The 26,189-nt window shown below is 38.9% G+C and carries 24 protein-coding genes and 2 tRNA genes; 21 read left to right on the top strand and 5 right to left on the bottom strand.

Features of this window, described 5'->3' with window-relative positions:
* Window positions 1-74: 74 nt before the first annotated feature.
* From gap to K429_RS0118145, 7 genes are all read left to right on the top strand, one after another.
* Window positions 75-1,085, top strand: coding sequence for a type I glyceraldehyde-3-phosphate dehydrogenase (gene gap, locus K429_RS0118175; protein WP_007215415.1), 1,011 nt, complete (start codon window positions 75-77; stop codon window positions 1,083-1,085).
* A 184-nt stretch (window positions 1,086-1,269) separates the two neighbouring features.
* Window positions 1,270-3,327 carry a M3 family metallopeptidase gene (locus K429_RS0118170; RefSeq protein WP_026367826.1) on the top strand — a complete coding sequence of 686 codons (2,058 nt, stop codon included), beginning with the start codon at window positions 1,270-1,272 and terminating at the stop codon, window positions 3,325-3,327.
* Window positions 3,324-3,845, top strand: coding sequence for a DUF4847 family protein (locus tag K429_RS0118165; protein ID WP_007212663.1), 522 nt, complete (start codon window positions 3,324-3,326; stop codon window positions 3,843-3,845). Before K429_RS0118170 ends, K429_RS0118165 begins: the two co-directional genes overlap by 4 nt.
* Before the next feature lie 4 nt (window positions 3,846-3,849).
* Window positions 3,850-4,311, top strand: coding sequence for a dCMP deaminase family protein (locus K429_RS0118160; protein ID WP_007212662.1), 462 nt, complete (start codon window positions 3,850-3,852; stop codon window positions 4,309-4,311).
* Window positions 4,312-4,396: 85 nt separating this feature from the next.
* Window positions 4,397-6,139 carry a S41 family peptidase gene (locus tag K429_RS0118155; protein ID WP_007215412.1) on the top strand — a complete coding sequence of 581 codons (1,743 nt, stop codon included), beginning with the start codon at window positions 4,397-4,399 and terminating at the stop codon, window positions 6,137-6,139.
* Complete coding sequence (locus tag K429_RS0118150) at window positions 6,081-6,587, top strand: 5-formyltetrahydrofolate cyclo-ligase (protein WP_007212660.1); 507 nt, start codon at window positions 6,081-6,083, stop codon at window positions 6,585-6,587. The genes K429_RS0118155 and K429_RS0118150 overlap by 59 nt, the downstream gene beginning before the upstream one ends.
* Complete coding sequence (locus tag K429_RS0118145; RefSeq protein WP_026367824.1) at window positions 6,584-7,375, top strand: histidinol-phosphatase; 792 nt, start codon at window positions 6,584-6,586, stop codon at window positions 7,373-7,375. The genes K429_RS0118150 and K429_RS0118145 overlap by 4 nt, the downstream gene beginning before the upstream one ends.
* 3 nt (window positions 7,376-7,378) lie before the next feature.
* On the opposite strand, the gene K429_RS0118140 is transcribed toward K429_RS0118145, so the two are convergent.
* Together K429_RS0118140 and K429_RS0118135 are read right to left on the bottom strand one after the other, a co-directional pair.
* Window positions 7,379-7,669, bottom strand: a complete 291-nt coding sequence (locus K429_RS0118140) for a DciA family protein (protein ID WP_007212658.1) — start codon at window positions 7,667-7,669, stop codon at window positions 7,379-7,381.
* A complete protein-coding gene (locus tag K429_RS0118135) occupies window positions 7,666-8,778 on the bottom strand; it encodes a DNA replication/repair protein RecF (protein WP_026367823.1) in 1,113 nt (370 codons plus the stop codon). Before K429_RS0118135 ends, K429_RS0118140 begins: the two co-directional genes overlap by 4 nt.
* Before the next feature lie 299 nt (window positions 8,779-9,077).
* On the opposite strand from K429_RS0118135, the gene K429_RS0118130 reads away from it, so the two are divergent.
* The 8 genes from K429_RS0118130 to K429_RS0118095 all read left to right on the top strand — a co-directional run bounded on the left by K429_RS0118130 (window position 9,078) and on the right by K429_RS0118095 (window position 15,103).
* Complete coding sequence (locus K429_RS0118130) at window positions 9,078-9,761, top strand: tetratricopeptide repeat protein (RefSeq protein WP_007212655.1); 684 nt, start codon at window positions 9,078-9,080, stop codon at window positions 9,759-9,761.
* 136 nt (window positions 9,762-9,897) lie between these two features.
* Window positions 9,898-10,392 carry a 6,7-dimethyl-8-ribityllumazine synthase gene (ribH, locus tag K429_RS0118125; protein WP_007212654.1) on the top strand — a complete coding sequence of 165 codons (495 nt, stop codon included), beginning with the start codon at window positions 9,898-9,900 and terminating at the stop codon, window positions 10,390-10,392.
* Window positions 10,393-10,465: 73 nt separating this feature from the next.
* Window positions 10,466-10,548 (top strand) — tRNA-Tyr (locus tag K429_RS0118120).
* Between the two features lie 8 nt (window positions 10,549-10,556).
* A tRNA-Gly gene (locus K429_RS0118115) sits at window positions 10,557-10,629 on the top strand.
* A gap of 128 nt (window positions 10,630-10,757) precedes the next feature.
* Window positions 10,758-11,975 carry a site-specific integrase gene (locus K429_RS0118110; protein WP_026367822.1) on the top strand — a complete coding sequence of 406 codons (1,218 nt, stop codon included), beginning with the start codon at window positions 10,758-10,760 and terminating at the stop codon, window positions 11,973-11,975.
* A 65-nt stretch (window positions 11,976-12,040) separates the two neighbouring features.
* Window positions 12,041-13,039 carry a hypothetical protein gene (locus K429_RS28920; RefSeq protein WP_044096733.1) on the top strand — a complete coding sequence of 333 codons (999 nt, stop codon included), beginning with the start codon at window positions 12,041-12,043 and terminating at the stop codon, window positions 13,037-13,039.
* 260 nt (window positions 13,040-13,299) lie between these two features.
* Entirely contained in the window at window positions 13,300-14,391 is a 1,092-nt protein-coding gene (locus K429_RS0118100; protein ID WP_026367821.1) for a hypothetical protein, read from the top strand.
* 82 nt (window positions 14,392-14,473) lie between these two features.
* On the top strand, window positions 14,474-15,103 hold the full coding sequence (locus K429_RS0118095; protein ID WP_026367820.1) for a hypothetical protein: 630 nt from the start codon (window positions 14,474-14,476) through the stop codon (window positions 15,101-15,103).
* A 490-nt stretch (window positions 15,104-15,593) separates the two neighbouring features.
* Here the strand turns inward: K429_RS0118095 and K429_RS0118090 are convergent, their stop codons facing one another.
* A complete protein-coding gene (locus K429_RS0118090) occupies window positions 15,594-15,818 on the bottom strand; it encodes a hypothetical protein (RefSeq protein WP_025725822.1) in 225 nt (74 codons plus the stop codon).
* 787 nt (window positions 15,819-16,605) lie between these two features.
* Between K429_RS0118090 and K429_RS0118085 the strand changes: the two genes are divergently transcribed.
* The 6 genes from K429_RS0118085 (at window position 16,606) to K429_RS0118050 (ending at window position 24,235) form a co-directional block, all read left to right on the top strand.
* Window positions 16,606-17,628: a DUF3871 family protein gene (locus K429_RS0118085; RefSeq protein ID WP_026367819.1), complete on the top strand. Its 1,023-nt coding sequence runs from the start codon at window positions 16,606-16,608 to the stop codon at window positions 17,626-17,628.
* Between the two features lie 339 nt (window positions 17,629-17,967).
* The gene (locus K429_RS0118075) at window positions 17,968-18,606 is read left to right on the top strand and encodes a recombinase family protein (protein ID WP_026367818.1); all 639 of its coding nucleotides are present in this window, start codon (window positions 17,968-17,970) and stop codon (window positions 18,604-18,606) included.
* Between the two features lie 499 nt (window positions 18,607-19,105).
* On the top strand, window positions 19,106-19,573 hold the full coding sequence (locus K429_RS0118070; RefSeq protein WP_026367817.1) for a lipocalin family protein: 468 nt from the start codon (window positions 19,106-19,108) through the stop codon (window positions 19,571-19,573).
* Between the two features lie 228 nt (window positions 19,574-19,801).
* Window positions 19,802-20,011, top strand: coding sequence for a hypothetical protein (locus K429_RS0118065; protein ID WP_026367816.1), 210 nt, complete (start codon window positions 19,802-19,804; stop codon window positions 20,009-20,011).
* Entirely contained in the window at window positions 20,011-22,056 is a 2,046-nt protein-coding gene (locus K429_RS29490) for a leucine-rich repeat protein (RefSeq protein WP_026367815.1), read from the top strand. Before K429_RS0118065 ends, K429_RS29490 begins: the two co-directional genes overlap by 1 nt.
* A 964-nt stretch (window positions 22,057-23,020) precedes the next feature.
* Window positions 23,021-24,235, top strand: a complete 1,215-nt coding sequence (locus K429_RS0118050; RefSeq protein ID WP_026367813.1) for an IS256 family transposase — start codon at window positions 23,021-23,023, stop codon at window positions 24,233-24,235.
* Between the two features lie 352 nt (window positions 24,236-24,587).
* Here the strand turns inward: K429_RS0118050 and K429_RS28905 are convergent, their stop codons facing one another.
* Both K429_RS28905 and K429_RS0118040 read right to left on the bottom strand, forming a co-directional pair.
* Entirely contained in the window at window positions 24,588-25,199 is a 612-nt protein-coding gene (locus K429_RS28905) for a hypothetical protein (protein ID WP_231501876.1), read from the bottom strand.
* 2 nt (window positions 25,200-25,201) lie between these two features.
* Window positions 25,202-25,582, bottom strand: coding sequence for a hypothetical protein (locus tag K429_RS0118040; RefSeq protein ID WP_026367812.1), 381 nt, complete (start codon window positions 25,580-25,582; stop codon window positions 25,202-25,204).
* Between the last annotated feature and the right edge of the window lie 607 nt (window positions 25,583-26,189).

Below are 26,189 nucleotides of genomic sequence, written 5' to 3'. Positions count from 1 at the left end.
ATTTCAGAAATAAATGCGCAAGAGAAGAGAGATATTTGAACAAATATTATAAAACCCTTAAAAGTTTAAACAAAATGATTAAAGTAGGTATTAATGGATTCGGACGTATTGGACGTTTCGTATTCCGCGCTGCAATGGAAAGAAACGATATTCAAATCGTTGGTATTAACGACCTTTGCCCGGTAGATTACTTGGCTTACATGCTGAAGTATGACACTATGCACGGTCAGTTTAACGGCTCTATCGAAGCAGATGTTGAAAACAGCAAGCTGATCGTTAACGGCCAAGCTATCCGCATCACTGCAGAAAGAAACCCGGCTGACTTGAAATGGGATGCTGTAGGTGCAGAATACGTAGTTGAATCTACTGGTTTGTTCCTGAGCAAAGACAAAGCTCAAGCTCACATCGAAGCTGGTGCAAAATATGTAGTAATGTCTGCTCCTTCTAAAGATGACACCCCGATGTTCGTTTGCGGTGTAAACGAAAAAACATACGTGAAAGGTACTCAATTCGTATCTAACGCTTCTTGTACTACTAACTGTTTGGCTCCTATCGCTAAAGTATTGAACGACAAGTTCGGTATCTTGGATGGTTTGATGACTACAGTTCACTCTACAACTGCTACTCAGAAGACAGTTGACGGTCCTTCTATGAAAGACTGGAGAGGTGGTCGTGCTGCTTCTGGCAACATCATCCCGTCTTCTACTGGTGCTGCTAAGGCTGTAGGTAAAGTAATCCCTGCTTTGAACGGCAAATTGACTGGTATGTCTATGCGTGTTCCGACTTTGGACGTATCTGTAGTTGACTTGACAGTTAACTTGGCAAAACCGGCTACTTACGCTGAAATCTGTGCTGCTATGAAAGAAGCTTCAGAAGGCGAATTGAAGGGTATTCTGGGTTACACTGAAGATGCAGTAGTTTCTTCTGACTTCTTGGGTGACGCTCGTACTTCTATCTTCGATGCAAAAGCTGGTATCGCTTTGACTGATACTTTCGTAAAAGTTGTATCTTGGTATGACAACGAAATCGGTTACTCTAACAAGGTTCTTGACCTGATCGCTCACATGGCTTCAGTTAACAACTAATAAGCAGAGTACAAAATAATATTTAAAACAGGCAATCTCGACGAGGTTGCCTGTTTTTTGTTAAAATACAACGGGTTATTCATTAAATCAGCTATTTTTTTTGCACTTTTGCGGTTAGATTATTTTTTACCGAACCTAAGTAAGTATGATAAAATTAAAACTAACGCTAACATTACTCTGCTTTATGAATATAATACAGGCTCAAAACCCTTTTTTTGAAAAGTATTCTACGCCTCACGGTACTATCCCGTTTGAAAAGATAAAGACCGAACATTATGAACCCGCCATTCGTGAAGGTATCAACCGTCACAATGCGGAGATTGATGCTATCACCAATAATCCGGAAGCGGCTACATTCGCCAACACGGTCGCTGCTTACGAGAAATCCGGCGAACTGTTGAACCAAGTCAGCACTGTATTCGGCAATCTGCTGAGTGCGGAAACCAACGATGACATGCAGGAACTGGCAAAATCCATCATGCCGTTGCTGAGCGAACATGGCAATAACATCACTCTGAATGAGAAGTTATTTGCACGCATTAAGGCAGTGTATGACCAGAAAGACCAGGCTTATCTTACTCCCGAGCAAAACAAGCTGCTGGAGAAAGTATACAATAGCTTTGTTCGCAGTGGAGCTAATCTCGAAGGAGAAGCCAAAGAGCAATACCGTGCTCTGAGCAAAGAGCTTAGCTTACTAACCCTGCAATTCGGAGAAAACAACCTGAAAGAAACCAACGACTATAAACTGGTACTGACAGACCCTGCACAACTTGCCGGCCTGCCACAAAGCGCCATTGATGCAGCCGCAGAAACTGCCAAAGAAAAAGGCGTGGAAGGATGGGTATTCACCTTGCAGGCCCCCAGTTATAGCCCGTTTATGACGTATGCCAGTAACCGCGATTTACGTTGCAAGCTTTATATGGCATATAATACCAAATGTACCCATGACAATGAAACCAACAATCTGGAGATTGTAAAGAAGCTTGTTAATACCCGCCTGGCTATTGCGCAACTTTTGGGATACAGCAGTTTTGCTGAATATAACCTGCAAGAGCGAATGGCAGAAAACAGCGGCAATGTATATAAACTGCTGGATCAGCTACTGGATGCTTACACTCCCACCGCCAAGCAAGAATATGCAGAGGTAGAGGCTTTGGCACGCCAACTGGAAGGCAGTGACTTCACAGTGATGCCTTGGGACTGGTCTTATTATTCCCATAAACTGAAAGACCAGAAATTCCAGATAGATGATGAAATGCTCCGTCCCTATTTTGAACTGAGCAAGGTAAAAGAAGGGGTATTCGGTCTGGCTACCCGCTTGTATGGCATTACTTTCAAGAAAAACAGTGATATCCCGGTATACCATAAGGATGTGGATGCATATGAGGTATTTGACAAAGACGGTAAATTCCTGTCCGTCCTCTATACAGACTTCCATCCCAGAGAGGGTAAACGTGCAGGTGCATGGATGACTTCTTATAAAGAACAATGGATTGACGAGGCAACCGGTGAAAACAGTCGTCCGCACATATCTATCGTGATGAACTTCACCAAGCCGACAAAAGACAAACCCGCCTTACTGACATTTGGTGAACTGGAGACATTCCTGCATGAATTTGGGCATAGCCTGCATGGTATGTTCGCGAATTCCACCTATGAAAACCTGAGCGGTACAAATGTATATTGGGACTTTGTGGAACTTCCCTCTCAATTCATGGAGAACTTCGCTATTGAAAAGGAGTTCCTCCACACATTTGCCAGACATTATCAGACCGGAGAACTCATCCCGGACGAACTGGTACAGCGCATTGTAGATTCGTCTAATTTCGATGCCGCTTATGCCTGCCTGCGTCAGGTTAGCTTTGGATTACTGGATATGGCATGGTACACCCGTACTACCCCATTTGATGGCGACGTGAAGGTTTATGAAAAAGAAGCATGGAAGAAAGCACAGATTCTTCCTATGGTAGAAGATGCCTGTATGAGTACACAGTTCTCGCATATCTTTGCCGGAGGTTATTCTGCCGGATATTACAGTTATAAATGGGCGGAAGTTCTGGATGCAGATGCTTTCTCACTGTTTAAACAAAAAGGAATCTTCAATCCGGAAGTAGCCACTTCCTTCCGGGAAAACATTCTTTCCAAAGGAGGAACAGAACATCCGATGACACTATACAAACGCTTTCGCGGACAAGAACCAACTATTGATGCATTATTAATCAGAAATGGAATAAAGAAATGAAAAAGATGAAGACCTATATACAGTTACTGTTAGTCACTCTCTTCTTACCCGCATTGAGCGCTTGTGATCAGGAAGACGATGTCATTGACATCTTCACCGGAAAAACCTGGTACATGACTTACATTGCAGTGGAAGGACAAAACAAAATGTACGACTTCTGGCAAAACGATCAAGATGCCAGAGAAAAAAGTTTTAAGACGATTACAGGAGATAATTACACTTTAGTGTTTGAAGGTGCTAACGTAAACGATGTAGCAATCGGGACTTTTAGCGGGAAAGCCACCAGTGCCTCTGTCAATGGTGACTGGAGTGCAAATGGGGATAATCGGGAATTAAAGATTACCATAAAAAACGGAGGAGGCACCGATGGAGATAAGTATTTAGGTAAGGCTTTTATGGATGGACTAAAGAGTGCATTCAAATATGGAGGAGATAATAAGAATTTATATATTTATTACAAAGAAGGACAGACTGTAAAGTTCATCTCTTTCGCTCCACAACGTAACTCAGGTAATTAAGACTATGGAAGGTTCTGCTAAAGAAAAACAAGAAGCGCTGGACAAGCGTTATATACGTATGGCAAGTATCTGGGCGGAAAATTCATATTGTAAACGCCGCCAGGTAGGTGCACTCATCGTCAAAGATAAAATGATTATTTCTGACGGGTATAACGGAACGCCTGCCGGTTTTGAAAATGTATGTGAAGACGATAATAACGTTACCAAACCTTACGTGTTGCATGCCGAGGCGAACGCAATCACGAAGATAGCACGCTCTAACAATAGCAGCGACGGTGCAACTATGTATGTCACCGCTTCGCCATGCATCGAATGTTCAAAACTGATTATCCAAGCAGGTATCAAACGAGTGGTATACTCCGAAAAATACCGTTTGGAAGACGGTATCGAACTTTTGAAGCGTGCAGGTATCGAGGTAGTATATGTAGCTACAAGTGACGAGCTACAGGCTACAAGCAAAGAATAAAGACCTTAAACAAACAATAAACTAAAATCTACGAACCACCAGCTACCGCTCGTAGCTTGTAGCTCGTAGCTAACAACTAAAAGATATGAGTACAAAAAACTCTTCCCGCTTTACCCCGCTCGTCATTGCAATCAGCGTGGTAATGGGAATTCTGATCGGAACATTTTATGCCAGGCATTTCGCCGGAAATACGCTGGGCATTATTAATGGCTCATCCAACAAGCTGAATGCTTTGTTGCGGGTTGTTGAAGACCAGTATGTAGACACCGTCAACATGACGGACCTTGTGGAAAAAGCAATGCCACAGATATTGGCTGAGTTAGACCCCCACTCTACTTACATTCCTGCCCAGAATCTGGAGGAAGTTAATTCAGAGTTGGAAGGCAGTTTCAGCGGTATCGGTATTCAATTCACCATTCAGGATGATACGATTCATGTGAATAGTGTCATTCAAGGTGGTCCGTCCGAGAAAGTAGGACTGATGGCAGGCGACCGCATCGTCATGGTAGACGACAGCTTGTTCGCCGGAATAAAACTGACCAATGAGAAAGCCATGCGCACTTTGAAAGGTCCGAAAGGAACCAAAGTGAAATTGGGTGTCAAACGTGCTACAGAAAAGAATTTGCTGGACTTTGTCATCACCCGCGGTGATATTCCACAGAATACAATTGATGCAGCTTATATGCTCAGCAATGATTATGGATACATTCAAATCAGTAAGTTTGGACGTACCACTCATGTAGAACTGCTGAATGCTATTGCTCAACTCAGTCATCAGAATTGTAAGGGAATTATTATTGACTTGCGCGACAACACCGGTGGTTACATGGAGGCTGCCGTGCGTATGGTGAATGAATTCCTGCCGGAAGGACAACTTATTGTCTATGCCCAGGGACGCAAATACCCCCGCATGGAAGATTATGCCAACGGAACAGGCAGCTGCCAGAAAATGCCTTTGGTTGTGCTGACCAATGAAAGTTCAGCATCCGCCAGTGAGATCTTTGCAGGAGCTATTCAGGATAATGACCGTGGTACAATCGTAGGACGCCGTTCCTTCGGAAAAGGATTAGTACAACAACCGATTGACTTCAGCGATGGCTCTGCTATTCGCCTGACAATTGCCCGCTACTATACTCCATCCGGTCGTTGCATACAACGTCCGTATAAGAATGGTAAGGACGCCAAGTACGAAATGGATTGGCTGACCCGCTACGAGCATGGTGAATTCTTCTCTAAGGATAGCATCAAGCTGGACGAGAATTTGCGCTACTCCACCCGTCTGGGACGTCCCGTTTACGGTGGTGGTGGTATTATGCCGGACGTATTCGTACCGCAGGATACCACAGGAACTTCTTCTTATCTGATTGAAGTGCTCAATAAAGGACTGACTTTACAGTTCAGCTTCCAGTATTCCGACCGCAACCGGGCTAAACTGAATGAGTTCGAAAATGAAGAAGACATGCTGAAATATCTTCGTCAACAAGGCATCGTAGAACAGTTTATCCGTTTTGCAGACAGCAAGGGAGTGAAGAGACGCAATATCCTTATTCACAAGTCCTACAAGCTGATGGAAAGAAACCTTTATGGAAACATTATCTATAATATATTAGGTAGGGAACCTTATATAAGGTATATCAACCAGGGCGATCCTACCGTACAAAAGGCATTGGAAATTCTGGAGAACGGTGAAGCATTTCCCAAAGCTCCGGAAGACGTTGTGAAAGAAGAAACGAAAGATGAAGGAAAGAAAAAAAGAACTGCGGAAGCGTATGGCATTGTTAAAGACCCGGCACGGGCTTACCACTACGCATCAATCCCAGTCTGCTGAAATACTTGCCGCTCTGGAAGCCCACCCGGCTTTCAGGGCGGCACATATCGTCCTGCTCTATTATTCACTGAAGGACGAAGTCGATACGCATGAATTTGTCCGGAAGTGGAGCCGTGAAAAGCGGATATTGCTTCCGGTTGTCGTAGGTGACGATTTGGAATTGCGTGTCTATACCGGTCCCGAAGACCTGGCAACAGGAAGTTATAGTATTGAAGAACCTACCGGAGAACTCTTCACCGACTATGCAGCTATCGACTTTGTTGCCGTTCCCGGCGTAGCTTTCGATAATGCAGGTAACCGTCTGGGCAGAGGCAAAGGTTATTATGACCGACTGCTCCCCCGCCTCACGGCTTTCAAAGCCGGCATCTGTTTTCCTTTTCAATTAGTGAAAGAAGTGCCTGCGGAGCCATTCGACATCCGCATGGATACGATTATAACAATTCAATGAAAACAAATTATCACACTCATACTACCCGTTGCATGCACGCTACGGGTAGCGACGAAGACTACGTGCTCAGCGCCATCAAAGGCGGCTATCAAGAACTGGGATTTTCAGACCACACTCCGTGGAAGTATCACACCGATTATGTGGCTGACATGCGTATGCTCCCCGAAGAATTACCCGGATACGTAGAAAGCCTACGCTCGCTCCGCGAGAAATACCGGGATCAGATCAGTATCAAAATCGGATTGGAATGCGAGTATTTTCCCGCTTATATTCATTGGCTGAAAGAAAAAATCAAAGAGTATCAACTGGATTATATCCTGTTCGGCAATCACCATTACCATACAGATGAGAAGTTCCCTTACTTCGGACATCATACCGAGAACCTCGATATGCTGGAACTCTATGAAGAAAGCGCCATCGAGGGAATGGAGAGTGGTTTGTTCTGCTGTCTGGCTCACCCGGATTTATTCATGCGCTCATATCCTCAGTTCGACCGTCATTGTAAGTTAATCAGCCGCCATATCTGCCGCACAGCCGCACGCCTCCATATTCCGCTGGAATATAATATCGGTTATGTAGCTTATAATGAGGCACACAATTTGCAGACTTATCCCTGCCCGGACTTCTGGCACATTGCCGCCAATGAAGGTTGTACTGCTATCATCGGGTTAGATGCACATAACAATAAAGACCTGGAAACGCCTGTATATTACAATCGTGCCATAGAAGAATTGAAAGCATTGAAGATACAGAGAGTGGATAGCTTATCACTAATCACTAACCACTAATCCCTATCTGAATATGATATTCGTGATTACCTGCGCACCTACGTGGCGATTCAGGTTGCGTACTAGCAAGTCACGTCCCATCATCAGTTCCTGACGCAGGGCGGCAGAGGTCAGATGGACATATAAAATCTGATTGCGGATATAGAGTTCGCGGGTATAAGAGGCAATAGTAGGGCCAAGGATTTCTGCCCATGAGTTAATGAGCCGCTGCTCATTGAGTGGCGACTCCAGACTCTCCTGCCGAAGGAAAGTACGTATCAGTTTACCTATTTGTTCGGCATCGTTACGCTTCATGCTTCATCCTCCTCCCGTTCTGTTATGACTCCTTGATCTACCTGGAACATTTTGTAATCGCTGCCTACCTTATGAAGAATGCGATCCAGATGTTCCCGGTTCGTATCTGTTATGAATATCTGCCCGAAGTTATCACCGGCTACCAACTTGATGATCTGCTCTACGCGAGAAGCATCCAGTTTATCGAAGATATCATCCAGCAGAAGCAAAGGTACTGTGGTGCCGGTCCTTTTCAGGAAATCAAATTGTGCCAATTTCAAGGCAACAAGATAGGTTTTGTTTTGCCCTTGCGAACCTTCCCGCTTGATAGGAAAATCACCCAGAAGCATATTCAGTTCATCTTTGTGAATGCCATGCAGAGAGTATCCCATAATCTGGTCACGTACACGACTTGCTTTTATTACATCCAACAGGGATGCATCACGGGCATGCGAATCATAAGTCAACCCGACCTGCTCCTTATCTTGTGAAATAAAAGAATAAAATGACTGGAAAATAGGAATGAATTCACTGATAAAAGCCTCCCGCTTACGGAAAACAATCTCGCCGGCCTGTGCCATCATCTCTTCCCAAATGAGAAACAGCTCTTCTTCTACCGGCACTTCACTTTTCAACAACGTATTTCGTTGAGCCAACGCTTTATTATAGCGTATCAGAGCTTCCAGATACTCTTTATCATACTGCGAAATTACGACATCCATAAAGCGCCGACGCTCGTCACTGCCTCCGGCAATCAATTCCGAATCGGCAGGAGAAACCATGACCAAAGGCAAGAATCCGATATGATCGGACAAGCGGGTATATTCCTTTTTATTCCGCTTGAATTGTTTCTTTTGCCTGCGCTTCATACCGCAATAAATCTCTTCCGGCGTACCGTCGGGAGCCTCATAAAAGCCTTGAATGACAAAGAATTCCTGATCATGGAGGATGTTTTGCGAGTCGATGGGATTGCCCGAACTCTTACAAAACGAAAGGAAATAAATGGCATCGAGCAAATTCGTTTTCCCCATGCCGTTCTGTCCGAAAAAACAGTTCAACTTGGGTGAGAACGAGAGCTCAACTTGTTCCAGATTCTTATAATTAAGTATAGATATACGTTTCAGTATCATATTACAGCAGTAAATTCAGTTACAAAGATAATGCAAAATCTCGATTTAGTGAGCGAAAAGAGAATTCATTCTTTTTTTCCGAATGTGAGAGATTTATCTAAACCGAATGCAGTACAAAATAAGCATGCTTATTTTTAATAGCGGAAGTGAAGCTTAGCTCATCAAAAAGTAGGAAGAATTTCGGGTTTTCAAGTGTAAAAGAAAAAAAGATGCCGCTAAATTTCGTTGATACCTATAAAAAAGTTACTTTTGCGGGTCGAAATGGCTAAATAAGAATAATAACAAAAAGAATATATAAAATGGCAGAACAAAAGAAAGCTAACGAAGCCCTGAATGTGGAAGAAGCATTGTCACAATCGGAGGCATTTCTCATTAAAAACAAAAAAGCAATTATCGGCGCTGTAGTAGCAGTAATCATCATCGTAGCCGGTATAGTAATGTACAAGAACCTTTATGCTGAACCGCGCGAAGAAAAAGCACAGGCTGCATTGTTCAAAGGACAGGAATACTTTGAGGCCGACCTTTACGAACAGGCCTTGAATGGCGACAGTATCGGATTCGCAGGTTTCGCTAAAATTGCTGATGAATACAGCGGAACCAAAGCTGCCAACCTGGCAAAAGCATATATGGGTATCTGCTACGCTCACCTGGGACAATACGAAGCCGCAGTGAAAGCACTGGATAGCTTCAGCGGAAAAGACCAGATGATAGCTCCTGCAATGAAAGGTGCAATGGGTAACTGCTATGCACAATTAGGTCAGCTGGACAAAGCTGCTTCTATGTTGCTGAGCGCTGCTGACGAAGCTGATAACAATTCACTCAGCCCTATCTACTTGCAACAAGCCGGAGAAATCCTCGTTAAGCAAGGCAAGTATGACGACGCTATCAAAGCATATACCAAGATTAAAGACAAATATTTCCGTTCTTACCAGTCAATGGATATCGATAAGTACATCGAACAAGCCAAACTGCTGAAGAAGTAATATACCTTATTATATAGTATATCAGACACGGGTTACACAGATTTTACACGGATAAAAAAGAAACAACCGTGAAATCCGTGTAATCCGTTTCTTTTTTTATCCCCTTTTATTTTTAATTATTAATTTTAGAATAACTATGGCAACAGCTTATCATAACCTTTCAGACTACGACTTCAACTCTGTTCCTGACGCTAAAGAAATGAAGTTCGGCATTGTTGTTTCTGAGTGGAACTTCAATATCACCGGAAAACTTTTAGAGGGCGCAATGAATACTTTAAAAAAACATGGTGCCAGAGACGAAAATATTTTGGTGAAAACTGTTCCGGGTAGCTTTGAATTAATTTTTGGAGCCAACCAATTCATTGAATATAGTAATGTGGATGCAGTTATTGCAATTGGTTGCGTAGTTAGAGGAGATACTCCACATTTTGACTATGTTTGTATGGGAAGTACCAACGGAATTGCTCAACTGAACGCAACTGGCAACGTACCAGTTATTTACGGATTAATTACTACCAATACAATGGAGCAAGCCGAGGACCGTGCCGGTGGCAAACTGGGTAACAAAGGTGACGAATGTGCAATTACTGCAATAAAAATGATCGATTTTGCTTGGAGTTTACAAAAATAGTTGTATCTTTGCACCGCAATTGAGAAACAAAGCTACTCAATGAGAGAATTGAGATAGATTTCAAAGTGCAAAAGGGCAAATACCAGAGTGGCCAAATGGGGCAGACTGTAAATCTGCTGTCTTTCGACTTCGGTGGTTCGAATCCATCTTTGCCCACAAAAATTGCGGAAGTAGCTCAGTTGATAGAGCATTAGCCTTCCAAGCTGAGGGTCGCGGGTTTGAGCCCCGTCTTCCGCTCTTAGAGAGAATCCTGATAGTCAAGCAATTAGCTATCAGGATTTCTCTTTTTTTATAGTCCATAAAACTACAAATTTAGGCGGTTTCAGAGGTTGCATGTAAACCAAGATGTAAACCAGAAAACGCGTATGAATGCCTCTGTATCAGTGGTTTGTTACAAATCAAAGACATTATCTAATGGTGAAAGTCCATTAATGCTTCAAGTTTCTAAAAGTGGAAAGCGTAAATATCAAAGTTTAGGCATATCTATTAAGCCTCGCTATTGGGACTTTACGAGAAATAAGCCAAAGCCTAATTGCCCCAATAAAGATTATATTCAGAAGATAATTCTCGATAAGCAGACTGAACTTCAACAACGAATGTTAGAATTGAACTCTGAGCAGAAGGAATACACTACTACTACCCTATTAAATGACGAGAACAAGAAGTTTGAACTTAAAACGGTCAGCGAATTCTACCAAGAATTAATAGAGGAATACAGAGTTAATAATAAGTGTGGAAATCGACTTATTTATAAAAGCTCTTATAACTCACTTAAAGTTTTCACGAATGATAAATTAGATATTCCATTCAGTGCAATAGATATTACATGGTTGAATAAATACGAGAGATGGCTACGTTCTAAAGGCAATGAGGAAACAACAATGAGTTTAATGTTCCGTACTCTACGCAGCACATATAATAAAGCTATCAAAGCGAAATGTGCTCGTAAATCTGAATATCCATTTGATGAATTCAAAATTAATAAATTTGATGTCAGCACACAAAAGAGAGCTATCGCCAAAACTGAAGTATTGAAATTCACTAAAGATGTACGTCCTATTGGTAAACGACAATATATTCAACTGAGTAAAGACATATTCATGTTCAGTTATCTATGTGGTGGAATCAACTTCACAGATATAGCTAATCTAACAAAAGCCAATATCATAGAAGGAAAGAGACTACATTACATCCGTCAGAAAACAGGCAAGTTAATAAAAATAGGGCTATCAGAAGAAGCAATGAAGATTATCGAACGATATGCAACGGAGAGCAAAGGATACCTGTTTCCTATCCTAAATGCTAATCTTCATAAAACACCCTTGCAGAAACAAAACAGAATTCATAAGATATTGGGTAAGGTCAATATCAATTTGAAGCTGATTGCAGCACAATTAGGTGTTGAAGGAAATCTTACCACTTATGTAGCCCGCCATTCATTTGCCAGCGTTCTAAAAAAATCAGGGGTAAACATAGCACTAATCAGTGAAGCATTGGGACATTCTGATATAGCGACAACTCAAATATACCTTGATAGTTTTGATAATGAACAGATAGATGCAGCTATGAAGAACCTTCTCTAAAAAAAATGCCACTTTATTTTTACGGTAAGGTGGCATTTCTTTATCTTTACACTCAAAAATAAAACATGGAATATCAGATAATACCTATCTCTTCATTAAAAAGAATAGAATCATGGCTGACTGACGAAACAGGTTTCAGCCTTTCAATGCTCCATAATGAATTGGATTACATTTCAGATGTATATCTTCTTGGCAAGCAATTCCCTGTAGAAGTGCAAGACCTGTATCTATCAATAAAAAAAGAAGAGCAGGACATCCCATATCCAAACAGGGGAACAGACGAAGACAAATATAAATTCAGTCTGACCGTTGGAAAGAATCTCGTTCTCGAAAGTGGCGATTTCGAAGCTGACTATATTTTGAATCTGTGGAACTTGTACGACACAAACGAAGACTCAGCTTGTGAAGAACAAGACCAAGACGTATTTAATGGCATCCTTCTTATTGTAGCCATCTATTATAAATATACGCAGACAAATGGCTATTTCGACTTTGGAGACTACGTTGCAGCCCCTGAACAGATACAATACACATACTCCGTCCGCCCTGATATGCTGAACTTATACAAGATGTTCCATGAGAAGAAAAAGACGAAGAATAACACGATTACGATTGAGTATAACAAACAGAAGATAGAGCTAACCAATGATGATAACTGGTTTCTCAATATGATAACTCCTTATCTTGATAAATATTTAGGCATACCTTCTTTGGAGGAAGCAGAAGCGGAGCTTAATAAGGATTACCCCACTACAGGTAAAAGAGGCAGGAAACGTGAAAATGCAATTCTTGATACAGTAACCCTGAGTATATATAATCTATTGCGTCATTCTTCCTTCGCAGCTAAAGGCAAAGGGCTTACAGATAATGAAGGGAAGTTCATACTATCACTTCTTGTGTACCTTCGACTGATTGACAAGAACAGTTCTAAAAATGACATACTGAATCTACGTGCCACAATCAGGAATCTACAGAAAAATGAAGTTCGCCCCAACTGGTGGAGAATTCCCATGTGTAAAACGTCTCCCAATAACCCAGTTGAACATCTGAAATCCTATTGGTAAAACACATAAAATAAAAAAAGAAAATAGCCTTGCATTAATTTGTGAGGCTATTTTTTGTATCTATATATAGCTAATAAACAAGGTATTATGTCTTTATTTCCCACATAAAGAATTAAACATAAAAAAAGGGAATTCTTTATGTTTTTTTCTTCTTTTCATAGGCTTATCCCTCCATATATCTTTGCACCGTAATCAAAAACGATAAGGCGCCCAGTTAATGATTACATCAACAAATTGTATAACATTAAAATTTAGAAATTATGAACTCAAATCAAAACTTTACAATGGTAGAAAACAAAGAAATGAAATCTAATAACTTAATCGTGGTAAATATGGAAGAATTAACAAAAAGACTCAAAAAGGAAGAAAAGGTATTGCAGCAGCTTGAAAAGAACAAGGCTGACGCATCAGTTATCACAGTACAAGAACAAATCGTCAGCCAGTTAAGAACACAGCATGAAGAAGCAACTGCAAAAGAGGTACAGGCAAAAGAGTATATCGGTGACAGCTTTATGACATTCTCCGTTGTGGATGATGAAACGGGAACACGCAGCGAAATACAGAAAAAAATTGCTTTCGTAAAGCATAACCGTCCTATTAATAACAAGAAAGTAGACGGCTTCATCTCAATCATCGCCAATAATAAATATGATACAGCCTATCCCATTATTGTTATTGAAGCTCAAAGGCTCTTTGCAAAAGGTTATGAGGTGACAAATCTTAAAGGTGAGAAGCTGACAGAAGAAGAAGCAAAAGAGTATTTCTGTATCTTGGACGGACAGCACAGGAGCAAGGCTTTCGCCAAACTAAATATCACAAGCGGAACTTCCTATACAATGCCCAATGTACATGTAAGAGAAGTGGAGAATATCGGTGAGTATTTGGTGAACATAAATAATATTGGTACAAGCTGGACTCAAAAAGATAGAGTTACAGTAGCTGCACTGACAACTAAAGACGAACTGTTTATAAACATGGCAGACCTGTTGAATGAGGGTTTCAACCAATCTACCGCAATGCTAATCTTTACTGGAAAGAAATTATCAAACGGTCAGATAAACCATGCCTTGAAAGGCGAAGAAATCAAACTTCCCAAAGATGCCAAAATAAATATTGAAAGAGGAAACAAGTTTGTCACCCTTTGTAAAGCTGCCAATATCAAAGTACAGTTCATCACCAAAAGATATTTTATAGACGGCTTCAATTCCTATGCGACCGCAACAAGTGAGGAGGATGCATTTGAAGCGTTGGCAAAACTGAAAAAACTGAAACTGACAGAAGAAATACTGAAAGAGATTAAGGGTAACGATGACTTTATCAATCTACTGAAAAAAACATTGCAAACGGCATAACACTAACAGAGCCTGTGTGACAGGCAGGCTCTTTCATTTTTCCCTTATTTAACAACCAATAATAATCAAATATTTACTTCTTATGAAAGTACCTTTATTATTAAATTACCAACAGACAGCAACGGTCAATTATTCCATACTTACAAAATTCAAATCTGCCAACATTTACAGATTTTTCTGCCTTTCGCTTTGCAGGGATGAATGGTACAATGTGAGAGTTACTTTGGACGATATTAAGAAGTTGACAGGTGACAAAAGCCTCAGTAAATTCAATAATGATTTCAGAGAGTATTTGGATATAAAACCTTATTATATTGAATGTGGTTTCATTCATAAATCAAAACGCAATATCTATCATATTCCTGCAATGGAAGAGAAGTGCATCACAATATCGAGAGACCTACTCAGCTATGAACAACCAGTGGCAGTAAAAGGCTTTTTTATCCAGCTCATTTTACTATCTCTGTTTAGTGATATAATCTTAGAGAAGAAGAGCATCATATCAGCTTTAAATATAGATAAGAAGACCTATGATAAATACCTATCCGCTTTAATAGTTGCAGGCTTAGTTACAGATGGTAAGGTATTGGTATTACATACTGATAGCATTTTATTAAAGAATAACTTTAGTATGCAGAAAATATTATCAAAAAGTAGACTACTCAAAAAGGATATGCTTAATGTTGATATAAAGTCTGAAAATGCCAAGTAATGGGGAAAATGTTCTCTTTATTATATATATAATATAACTAACTTTTTCCCCTGTACCTACTTTTTTATAAGTAAAGAGTGCAATAAAATTGTTTTATCCATTATAAAGTTTGGAGAAACAGCTATTAAAGAATCAGAGATATATCTTAACTTTATAAAGGCTTGGTAGTGGGGAAAATCTTATCTTTATTAATTATATAATATAGCATACATTTTCCCCTATCACTAAAGATTATACGCTTTAGATGCAAATAAAACTCATATCTTTGGGTGACAGGTTAACCATTTTCATTTTTAAAGATTAAGAGTTACTTATGGCAAACCTTCATTTGGGAAATACGGTAGTAAGAGATGCCCAATAAAATAAAATGAGACGACTGTAGAGACTTTAACAGGTGTGAAGTAGTACTTTATCAAGTGGATATAAATAAGCCGCCAGTGGACACATTTGTGTATGTACCCGCTTGCGGCTTTTTCTGTATAGGGATGAATCACTTCGATGTATGGTTGTATTTATACCTTTTTACAAGCCGTCTTTTGGGAGTAAGGTCAAGTTCTGAAGCGGCTTTTATCAATCGGGCAAGCAATTCAGGTGAAATCTTCAATGGTGCTTTATCTATCTGAATTGTTGTCTTATAACGGATGCAGTGCTCTTCTGTTTCATCCGTAAAGGTAGTAATGGCATTGGGTACGATTGGTATTCTGATAGTGGTCATTGTGTTTTTAAATAAAATGTCTTTCTAATATGATTAATCTGTCTTCTTTGTTTGCGATAACCCTGTGTCTGTATCCATACGCCAATATGGACTTTATTATCTCTGATGTTATTCTTCAAGGCTAATTCACGTAAATCCTGATAAGTGTATATTGTTGGCATAGATGGGATAAATATAAAAAATGAAAAGTGGCAAGCGACGGAGTAGACGCCGAATACCCCGTTTTTTTGCCACTATCCTACAAAATGAAAAAGTCGCTCTAAATACAATGCTTATAGAGGACTACCATTAAATCTATTTAGCTGAATTTTATCTATGGAAGATTGAAAGGTGAAAGATTATAATTCCTGAAAATGAGCATAATTAGGAGATATGAGCTATTCAGGAACATGTATATTTTTCTTTCTTGTGTACTACAAATTTACAAATAAGAAATCAGGTAAAAAAACGAACGGTGCATATTCTTGAAACATTGCCACTATGTTGATACCACTTTCTGTAGTGGTCGTGACTACTTCCACCCCTATGAAATTATACATTTATGCGTACGATAAAGTACGGGTACTTATATAAAGATACCCCTCCCCATCATTGCTAAAGCTGAAATATATATAGAGCTATTTCTCATAGGTTTATGAACTGAAAAGTTACAAGAAAGAGCGTGTAGAGTTAGTTATAAGCACAAATGTCGAGTACGCTCTAACACCGCCCTAGGGTATTTGAAGAAAAATGAAAATATTCATTGCTTCATCCTATCAATTTATAAACCATTTAAAATTAATTCATTATGAGAAATTTAGTTATTGGCAATTTGCCACAGAACAGAAGAAGTTTAAATTTAGGTGAGTATGCAGAAGACGCTACTTTAGTAATGGAAGAACAACCCACAAAGGAAAAGAGACCGTTATTCATAGAAGCCAATACTATGGAAGCTACTTTGGATCATCTAAAGAGTGACTGCATTATCCCTGTATTCGCAAAGGATAATGAGGCTACCTTATCACATGTGGCTTTCATTGAAACTGTGCAAGACGCTGCAAGGACATTCTTTCAAGGTGAACAAATAGAATTGCCTGACATTCGTGTCTCTCATGTTATTAAAGGCAGAATACCCGAAGCAATTCATAAGCCTGCCAATCAATTACTGGAAAGTGATAAGACTATCTATTACGAAAGGTGTGCTTTTGTGATTGAAATACCTACTATCTATGAGACAGTAAACGGTAACAGGTTGAATCTTACTATTGGTGGAGTTCGTGCGTATAACCACACGAACTTATACAGTAAGAAGACAGCAGAACGATTTAAAGTATTCATAGGCTTTACCTGTAAGGTGTGTACGAACTTGTGTATATCAACTGATGGGTATCTTTCATGTTTGGAAGTCACTAATACAAATGAATTATATCGTGCCATCTTGGAATTGTTCAATCGTTATGATCCAGCCAAGCACATACATTTGATGCAGACTTTAGGCAATACTTACTTAACGGAACATCAATTTTGCCAATTACTTGGAAGAATGAGACTTTATCAATCATTACCACAGAGCCTACAGAAAGCCATACCAAGAATGTTACTAACTGACAGTCAGATTAATAATGTGGCAAAGTCTTATATTCAAGATGAGAATTTTGGCAGCTTGGGAAGTGACTTATCAATGTGGAAATTCTACAATTTACTGACAGGTGCAAATAAAAACAGCTATATAGACAGTTTCTTGGATAGGGCTTATAATGCTACAGAGATGGCAATAGGCATAAATGCCGCTCTGCATGGAGACGATAAATATAGATGGTTTATTGATTGATTGAAACGGGGAATATTCTGAAATACGGGTATTCCCCTTTTTATTAACTACTTAAAATTGAGAATCATGTTTTATAAGAAACTATTCATTTGGCTATTTTGGCTGATAATCGCATTGTTCACTGGTTGCCTACCGCTTATTTTGATAATCCTATGTATTCCAAGCTTTATAAAGCAGGAAGCAGAAAAGCCACCTGTAAAGTGGATGAATAACAGTAGACCAGTGAAAAGGAGATATGAACGGTATGAGAATGAAATCAAAAAATGAATGTGTTCAAATAAGTCTGTACAGGTGGTTTGAACACGCTTCTTTCTGTTATCTATTTAATCTTTGAATAATATGAAAACAAAAGCAGTGATATATGCCCGTGTCAGTTCGTCAAATGACAGACAGGACACAACAAGGCAAATAGAGGATTTAAGGAAGTATGCCGTTTCTCAGAATATAGAAATCGTGAACGTATTCCAGGAACATATAAGCGGTGCAAAGAAGAATGAGGAAAGGCAAGTTCTTACAGATTGCTTGAATTATTGCACTACTCATTCAGTCAACTATCTGTTATTATCAGAGCTTTCGAGACTTGGAAGAAGTACATTGCAGGTTCTTCGCTCTTTAGAAGTGCTGCATGAGGCAAAGGTATCTGTTTATATACAGAACTTGGGACTTTACACATTACAAGCTGATGGTAAGGTCAATCCCATTGTTTCAGTATTGACTACTATGTTGGCAGAGATGGGAAACATAGAACGGTCAAACATACAATACCGCTTAAATAGTGGAAGGGCTAACTATGTCGCCAAAGGTGGAAAGCTGGGAAGAAAGAAAGGCAGTGTGAAGACAGAAGAAAAGAAATTGGAAGAATACAGAGATACCATAGCTTTACTAAAGAAAGGCTATTCAATCAGAAACATAGCCAAACTACAAGGTATTGGTATTTCTACAGTTCAGAGAATTAAGAATCAATTTATCAGAACATGAACTTTTAATAAACAATAGTTCTTGCCATTATAAACACTTTTCGTAACTTTGCAGCAATTTCAGAGGTCTAATGAGTTAGCACTGAAAGGACTTATTAGTTAACGAAGAGCGTTTGATATATTATCCTTGTTCAGAAAATCGCCAATTTAATGAACAACTCAAGGATAGTAGGCAAGGACGCTCACGTCAATGTTATATACTCATCTTTATGGATGAACTATATATCGTTTGGCGTGGGCATTGTTTATTATTTGAGTTGTGGGTGTTTGGCGATACCTCTGAACAGATAATATTCAATGTTCCCACGCTTCTTTTTTGTATAACAGTCAGTAGGGAACACTGACTATAATACATACAAGTCAAGAAACAGATATTCTATTCTCTAATGTAGCAAACTATTAAAACAGTGTGCAGCTATCGCTGTGTTCCTCACACTTATTCAGAACTTACTTATTAACAGCATCTATAGGGAACATGGAGGCATAAACTATTTATAAAGATGAAAACATTAAGATTTATTGGAATGGCAGTAATTGCCGTAATTATGAGTGTGAATTTTATGGCTTGCAGTGACGATGATGATGAAGAAGACAATAGACCTGACTCTGAAAAAATTGTGGGGCAATGGGTATTAACTTATGAAGAAGGTTATGAGAAAGAACCTTCTGAACCTGAATATGACAGAGAATGGAGTCATGCGCCAAAAGATGAATGTGAATACTTTGGTAATTTCTTATTCAGAGCAGACGGTACATTTGTTGAATCTGACTTGGATGACTCTGAGCTTCAACGTGGTAAATGGGCATTAAGCAATAATCTGTTAACATTAAGAGAGGAAGGATACGAATATTATGCAGATGATTTAAAAGTAGTAGAACTTTCTTCAAACAAGTTAGTGCTTGAATACTACTATGAAGAAGAAGATGGTGGAGTAGAATACGCTAAAATGACTTATAAGAGAAAGTAATTATGACTAAAGTAACAGGATAGTATTTGAATCATCTATCTATACTCTTTTAATAATAGGCATTACGGTAACTTTTTGGTTCTGTGGTGCCTATTACTTTATTTAACAACAATAGGGACTTTTCTTTATATAGAGTGAATCTTATCTAAATATTGCAAGCTAAAAAATTATTTTCTTTATGCTGAATTATTATATCTGAATGAAAAGTATTAATCAAATATTATAAACATGATACAGAAAGAAAAGTATTTAGCTCCCCAGATTGAGATTATTAAGATGGAGAATGAAGGTGTTATTGCAACAAGTGGTAATTTGCCAAGTGTTGGTAATGGTGGAAATGCATACAGTAGTCGTGCTCGTTCCACAAGAGGTTATAATGGCGCTAGCAGTAGTGATCTGGAAGACATGATTAATGACATTCTAACTATCGAGCAATAATGAAGACATGGAAATGGGTAAACACGCTTTTAATGTGTACGCTGGCAAGTACAATTATAAGTTGTTCTGGTAATGAAGAATTGACAGATGAAATAACCAATACTGGTAAAGATGAACTGATAACGATAACGGTAGGAACAGGAGCAAATACGAATACTCGTGTATCTTACGATGATGACAAGGTAGGTTCGTCAAATGAGGATGCTTTGAAATGGGAAGAAGGAGATAAACTACTTGTTGCTGGTTATGTTAATGGGACATTAAAAGGTAAGGAGATCTACGTTATTAGTGAAGGAGTGGGTAAGGCCAAAGCTTCATTTACTGGCACTGCCATTGAGGGAGCTACTACTTATAATGTGTACTATCCCAGTAGTATAACAGTTGACGAGCCCACAGGTGGAGCTACCTTCTCTCCAAGTGCCCAAACACAGAATGGTAACAATAACACTGTTCATCTTAGAGATAATATCTTTTTGCAAGCAACCAATGTAACAGATTTGAATAATATTACATTGGAGATGAAAAGCAGCATTATGAAATTTGAACTCAGCAATATTCCTACTGACATAGGTTCACTTAAATCTTTAATTTGGATAGTGGAAACAGATAATGGCAGTAAGAACATGGTACTGAACTTGTCAAGTATAGCAGACAATCAAGCACTCACCGCTTATTTGAGTTTTATTTCAGAAGAGATGTCTGTAAAAACTAATGGTAAATTTACTGTAATTCTGCAAGGAGATAAGCTTTATAAGGCTGAAAGAGAAATCATAAGCGGAAAGAAATATGAGGCTGGCAATAGATATACAGCTGAAATAGATAATAGTTCTGAGACTATGCAATGGGAAGAGTTAGCCAATATGAGTTTTACAGTAAAGGTAGATGAGAATTTAGGCTTCAACATTCCTTTTCCAACGAGTGGTGAAACTCCTGCAAATATTATGGTGGATTGGGGAGATGGTAGTGCACTCACAATAGTTAATAAAGGTACTACGTTAAGCGATGGTGATGGTTTTAATTATGAATATGCAGAAACAGGAGAATATGCTATAGCTATATATTCAGACCAAGTTGATGAAACAGAGCTACAAATTCCAAAGATAAAATTCTGGAACAACAGAGATAACAACAGTAATTCAAGTAAATTACGGCTAATAGGTACTCCCCTTTTAAATACCGGAACAGAGGATTTTAGCTATTGCTTCTATCAGTGTTCTAACTTGACAAGTATTCCAAAGGGATTGTTTGATAAGAATACAAACGTGACAAGCTTTAAATCTTGCTTTGAGGATTGCTCCAAATTGGAAAGTATTCCTACTGGATTATTTGATAAGAATACAAACGTGACAAGTTTTTGGGGTTGCTTTCAGGGTTGCTCTACACTGGAAAGTATTCCAGGGGGATTGTTTGATAAGAATATAGAAGTGACAAGTTTTGGCTATTGCTTTCAAGGCTGCAAAAAATTATCAAACATTCCTATTGGATTATTTGAAAGGAACACAAAAGTGACAGACTTTGAATATTGCTTTGAAGTTTGTTCTAACTTAACAAGTATTCCTACTAGATTATTTGATAAAAATATAAACGTGACAAGTTTTTTTGGTTGCTTTCAAAACTGCTCTACATTGGAAAGTATTCCAAAGGAATTGTTTGATAAGAATATAGAAGTGGAAGTTTTTAGAGGTTGCTTCAGTAACTGCACAAATTTGAAAGAAGTTCCAGAAGGATTGTTTAATAACAACAAAAAAGCAACAAACTTTATGTCCTGCTTCAGCTTTTGTTCTAATGTTACACTGAATAAGAATATATTTAGCAATGAAGGCAATACAGATCGTTTTTCTGGCATGAACATGCTTTTTAATTACTGTTTCCAGAATGCAGGTGAACAGAATGAAAACCCAGGTGAAGCTCCTGAATTATGGAAGTATAAAAGAGGTAGTTCAACTTGGAATACAACAGGCTGTTTCTATAATGCTAAAGCAACGAATTTAACATCAAATAATGAATATAACACGGAATGGGGTACTCCTTTAAATTGGAATTAATCTCCTTTTATTATAGTAAACAGAAGTGCTGATTTTCATCTAAATTATAGCATCTCTGTTTCACGATGAAGCTACTATAAAAAGTGTATGATAGCCTTGGATTTGATTAAAAATCTGGGGCTATCTTTATTTCACAGAATGAATAAGTTTGAGAGATACAATATTTGCAGCAATTTATTTGCTGTTTTTTTATATACAGCAATAGTGTTGTCTAAAACAAATAAATTCACTATTTTTGCAATACAGTATTATACTGTAAAAGAGATTATTAACTTATTGAATAATTTATCTTGTTTTACCTGATTGATGTAAACCAATATGTAAACCAAGCCTAAAAAGCGAATAAAGAGGATTTTCTTTAAGAGTAGCTAAGCGGCTGTAGCTCAGTTGGTAGCTGACGAAAGCGAAGCTTTTGGCAGCCGCAGAAGAGCATTAGCCTTCCAAGCTGAGGGTCGCGGGTTTGAGCCCCGTCTTCCGCTCTTCTGAAAATCAGATAGTTATCGTAAGATTTCTATCTGATTTTTGCTTTTAGAGGGTGCTGAATTTAGCGTGGTTTAACCGAGTGAGTTAAACCAAAATCTTATGAACACAACAATCAACGTAGCGTGCTACAAATGGAAAACTCTAGCAAAAGAAAATGATTACCTACATCTGAAACTCATAATCATAAGGTTTATGGAATATATTAATGAATTTCACAAGTAATAGATAGAGTTCACTCATCAATCAATACCCTCATTGGGCAAGCTACCGCATCGTTAGAAGAGAAAAGGAAGCAGCAGGAACGTTTGAACGAACAGAGACTTATAAGAGAAGACAGACAGAAGGACTGATAAGATTTGCCAATTCCAATAACCTATGAATTTCTCTCCGAGCTAAATAGATTGAAATTAAGAGGCTGTAATTTAAACTGTGTCAGCAAAGCAAACAAAAAAAGTATTAACTTTGCTAACACAGTTTTTTTATGAGTGAAGAATTTGATTTTGAAAGGATCAAGAACAAGGCAATCGAGCAGCTCAAGGCTGGCAAGCCCTTGTTGGGTAAGGACGGAGCTTTTGCCCCGTTATTGGAGAGCATTTTAAATGCAGCCTTAGAAGGTGAGATGGATGCCCATCTTTCCGAGGATGAACGCATGAGTGGCAACCGTCGTAATGGCAAGATGCAGAAGCAGGTGCAAACTTCTATGGGTGAGGTGACCGTTTCTACACCCCGTGATCGTAATTCCAGCTTCGATCCTCAGTTTATAAAGAAGCGGGAGACCATTCTTGCGGAAAGTGTTGCTGACCGCATAATCGGCCTTTATGCCCTTGGTAATAGTACACGTGAAATAAGCGACTGGATGGAAGAGAATCTTGGTAACCGTGTGTCTGCCGAAACAATCAGTTCCATCACTGACCGGGTACTTCCGGAAATAAAAGCGTGGCGTTCGCGTAGCCTGGACTATATTTATCCGATAGTTTGGATGGATGCCATTCATTATAAAGTCATGGATGAGAGAGGCTGTGCCATTACCCGTGCAATCTACAACGTATTGGCTATAGATAAGGACGGTCGTAAAGATTTGCTTGGGATGTACATCTCTAAGAATGAGGGGGCAAACTTCTGGTTGAATGTGCTGACCGATTTACAGAACCGTGGTGTACACGACATTCTCATAGCTTGTGTCGATGGTCTGAAGGGCTTCCCGGATGCCATCCAAAGCGTATTCCCTGATACCATAGTGCAACTTTGTATCGTCCATCAGATACGTAACTCCATCAAATATATCGGCAGTAAACACCAGAAGGAGTTTCTTAAAGATCTGAAACGGGTTTACGGTGCAGTCAGCAAGGATGCCGCTGAAACGGAGCTTCTTGATTTAGATCAGAAATGGGGAGAGAAATATCCTATCGTCATCAAGTCGTGGCAGGACAACTGGGAAAAGCTCACTGAATACTTCCAGTTCACATCCGATATACGTCGTATGATTTATACGACGAATACCGTTGAAGGCTACCACCGGCAAATACGGAAAGTTACAAAAAACAAGGGCGTGTTCCCTAATGACACCGCCCTTGAGAAGCTTGTCTACCTCGCTTATCGCAACATACGCAAGAAATGGACTATGCCACTGGCTAATTGGGGCACCATTGCCCAACAACTGGCGATAAAGTTTGGAGATAGATTTAAGTTGTTGTAATTTTACGCTCGTCGGGAGTGCTGGTGCACCCCCCTTGGCGCTGGCCGATCCCCGACCGATGAGCTTGAAAGAAAAACAGCGCATGACACAGTTTACTTTACGCCACCGAAATTAATAATTCAAGCTCTCTTTTACAACAATTCAAGTATCTGCTTCTTATAATTAAGTATAAAGGAATGGCCTTGTAAGAATTCGATATTTAAGAGCCCAATATTGCCATCACCTATTATAAAATCCAACGTATACTCATCCTTTCCTATCTTGAATGTTACATTTCTACATAATTCAGCCGTCTTAATTGATAATTTATTTACGATATTAGCTGTTTCCTTTTGGATTAGCTCAGGTTTTCCTACATATAAACCACATTGAAGCTTATTGCTTCTACATCCCGTATCAAAAGCAAATCGTGTTTTTTTCCATTGACTTTACTATCTAAAATGATATAATCTATTGCCACATCAGGATAGTCTTCATGGTTTTTCCATTTATAAATAATTCCTTTCGCTTTATTATTAGAATCGTAGGGTTCAACAATATTCTTTTCCATATCAAATTTCCAAGCTCCTGATCTAAGGATATTAGCCCCGACGATAAATTTTGGTGCATATTTTTGATAATGCCCAGTAAGATCTGCAACTAAGCAATACACTTTATGATATGTCTTTCCACAAAAAAAGATAGAATCTATAAAAGCACTTGAAATCTTATCTTTAGTTTGGTTAACAGGAATTGTTTGTAATTCATCTTCTTTTATTCCGCATGAATCAATAGCAAAAATAGAATCAATTATACATAACGAACAACCCGTATCAATAAGAGAGGGTATTGAGTGCCTTTTTGTCTCATTGAACACCTGTACATCCGTATACATAAACTTATCTTTAAAAATAAGCTTTGATTGTGCTTTAGCAGCAAAACTGACAGCAAGCATTATACATAAGGATAAAAAATATAACTTCATAATTATTCAAAAAATATATCTCTTAAAACATCTCCTATCCACGGTTCTCTCATTTTTTCTCGAAAATAATCATCCTTAAATTTAAAGGCATCTTTATTGTATATTCTTTTAAGATTGTGATTCACACTGTCTCGGTAGTGTAAGATTAGACGATAATACAATGCAGAATCATTAATTTCATCTTGTTTTGCAGTTATTGAATCTTTAACAGCAGGTATAGTAGCAAGGGTATCTTGAATTGTACTCGTTACCAACGTGTCTTTTACAAATTTTAGATCTAACGTATCTCTATTTAAATTGAGAGATCTATTCGTCTGTGCAAATAAAGCCCCGTTGCTAAGTGCAAGAATTAGTAAGATTGATATTTTAAGTACATCTTTCATACACCGTTTTTTGCAAAGATACAACATTCTAAAAATAGATGTTCCTTTTACCAGAAAAATAAAGGTATATCTGTAAGTTCCAAGTTTTGAGATTTCAATAGAAGCATATCTAAGTCCAACTGTCCTAACAAAGAGTAGATGTTATATGCAATGGTAGGAGAAGAATGCAAGAAGCTAAAAAAACAAATATGCCAACCGGAAATAATTAGCGAAACACTTGACATCGCCTTCTCAATATCGTATCTTTGTATCATCCTTTTATAGATAATCTTTATTCAACTTTACATTAAACTACATTTCACGGCATATAGGAACGGAGAAGCAACTGCTTCCCCGTTTTTTATTCCCTCAACACAGCAGGTTCCGATAGCTCACGGTTATATAAGCGTGGGCTTACACTTATATAAGCGTGAGCCCACACTTGTACAACCGTAATGCCACACTCCGTCGTCTCCAATGCCACACATCAACAGTTTAAACATGTGGCATTCAGCGGACTAAGATGTGACATAGAGGAGAATAAAGTGTGGCATTTGCCTCGCTAACCACAGGCAAAAGATATCAGAAATTCACAATCACAAGACATTCGAGTCATGACACTCATCTT

It is taken from the genome of Bacteroides sp. 14(A), assembly GCF_000526555.1.
Taxonomy (GTDB): domain Bacteria; phylum Bacteroidota; class Bacteroidia; order Bacteroidales; family Bacteroidaceae; genus Bacteroides; species Bacteroides cellulosilyticus.
Note: the sequence above shows the minus strand (reverse complement) of the source record. Positions and strands in the feature narration are given on the sequence as shown.

What these genes read in the sequence shown, in the direction of transcription:
- K429_RS0118040 (WP_026367812.1), bottom strand. Translation starts at nt 25,582, where the DNA reads ATGAAAGATGTACTTAAAATATCAATCTTACTAATTCTTGCACTTAGC.
- K429_RS0118145 (WP_026367824.1), top strand. Translation starts at nt 6,584, where the DNA reads ATGAAAACAAATTATCACACTCATACTACCCGTTGCATGCACGCTACG.
- K429_RS0118140 (WP_007212658.1), bottom strand. Translation starts at nt 7,669, where the DNA reads ATGAAGCGTAACGATGCCGAACAAATAGGTAAACTGATACGTACTTTC.
- K429_RS0118160 (WP_007212662.1), top strand. Translation starts at nt 3,850, where the DNA reads ATGGAAGGTTCTGCTAAAGAAAAACAAGAAGCGCTGGACAAGCGTTAT.
- K429_RS28905 (WP_231501876.1), bottom strand. Translation starts at nt 25,199, where the DNA reads ATGAAGTTATATTTTTTATCCTTATGTATAATGCTTGCTGTCAGTTTT.
- K429_RS0118155 (WP_007215412.1), top strand. Translation starts at nt 4,397, where the DNA reads ATGAGTACAAAAAACTCTTCCCGCTTTACCCCGCTCGTCATTGCAATC.
- K429_RS0118085 (WP_026367819.1), top strand. Translation starts at nt 16,606, where the DNA reads ATGAGAAATTTAGTTATTGGCAATTTGCCACAGAACAGAAGAAGTTTA.
- K429_RS0118150 (WP_007212660.1), top strand. Translation starts at nt 6,081, where the DNA reads ATGGCATTGTTAAAGACCCGGCACGGGCTTACCACTACGCATCAATCC.
- K429_RS29490 (WP_026367815.1), top strand. Translation starts at nt 20,011, where the DNA reads ATGAAGACATGGAAATGGGTAAACACGCTTTTAATGTGTACGCTGGCA.
- K429_RS0118075 (WP_026367818.1), top strand. Translation starts at nt 17,968, where the DNA reads ATGAAAACAAAAGCAGTGATATATGCCCGTGTCAGTTCGTCAAATGAC.
- K429_RS0118050 (WP_026367813.1), top strand. Translation starts at nt 23,021, where the DNA reads ATGAGTGAAGAATTTGATTTTGAAAGGATCAAGAACAAGGCAATCGAG.
- K429_RS0118135 (WP_026367823.1), bottom strand. Translation starts at nt 8,778, where the DNA reads ATGATACTGAAACGTATATCTATACTTAATTATAAGAATCTGGAACAA.
- K429_RS0118170 (WP_026367826.1), top strand. Translation starts at nt 1,270, where the DNA reads ATGAATATAATACAGGCTCAAAACCCTTTTTTTGAAAAGTATTCTACG.
- ribH (WP_007212654.1), top strand. Translation starts at nt 9,898, where the DNA reads ATGGCAACAGCTTATCATAACCTTTCAGACTACGACTTCAACTCTGTT.
- K429_RS0118065 (WP_026367816.1), top strand. Translation starts at nt 19,802, where the DNA reads ATGATACAGAAAGAAAAGTATTTAGCTCCCCAGATTGAGATTATTAAG.
- K429_RS0118165 (WP_007212663.1), top strand. Translation starts at nt 3,324, where the DNA reads ATGAAAAAGATGAAGACCTATATACAGTTACTGTTAGTCACTCTCTTC.
- K429_RS0118090 (WP_025725822.1), bottom strand. Translation starts at nt 15,818, where the DNA reads ATGACCACTATCAGAATACCAATCGTACCCAATGCCATTACTACCTTT.
- gap (WP_007215415.1), top strand. Translation starts at nt 75, where the DNA reads ATGATTAAAGTAGGTATTAATGGATTCGGACGTATTGGACGTTTCGTA.
- K429_RS0118110 (WP_026367822.1), top strand. Translation starts at nt 10,758, where the DNA reads ATGAATGCCTCTGTATCAGTGGTTTGTTACAAATCAAAGACATTATCT.
- K429_RS0118130 (WP_007212655.1), top strand. Translation starts at nt 9,078, where the DNA reads ATGGCAGAACAAAAGAAAGCTAACGAAGCCCTGAATGTGGAAGAAGCA.
- K429_RS0118100 (WP_026367821.1), top strand. Translation starts at nt 13,300, where the DNA reads ATGAACTCAAATCAAAACTTTACAATGGTAGAAAACAAAGAAATGAAA.
- K429_RS0118095 (WP_026367820.1), top strand. Translation starts at nt 14,474, where the DNA reads ATGAAAGTACCTTTATTATTAAATTACCAACAGACAGCAACGGTCAAT.
- K429_RS28920 (WP_044096733.1), top strand. Translation starts at nt 12,041, where the DNA reads ATGGAATATCAGATAATACCTATCTCTTCATTAAAAAGAATAGAATCA.
- K429_RS0118070 (WP_026367817.1), top strand. Translation starts at nt 19,106, where the DNA reads ATGAAAACATTAAGATTTATTGGAATGGCAGTAATTGCCGTAATTATG.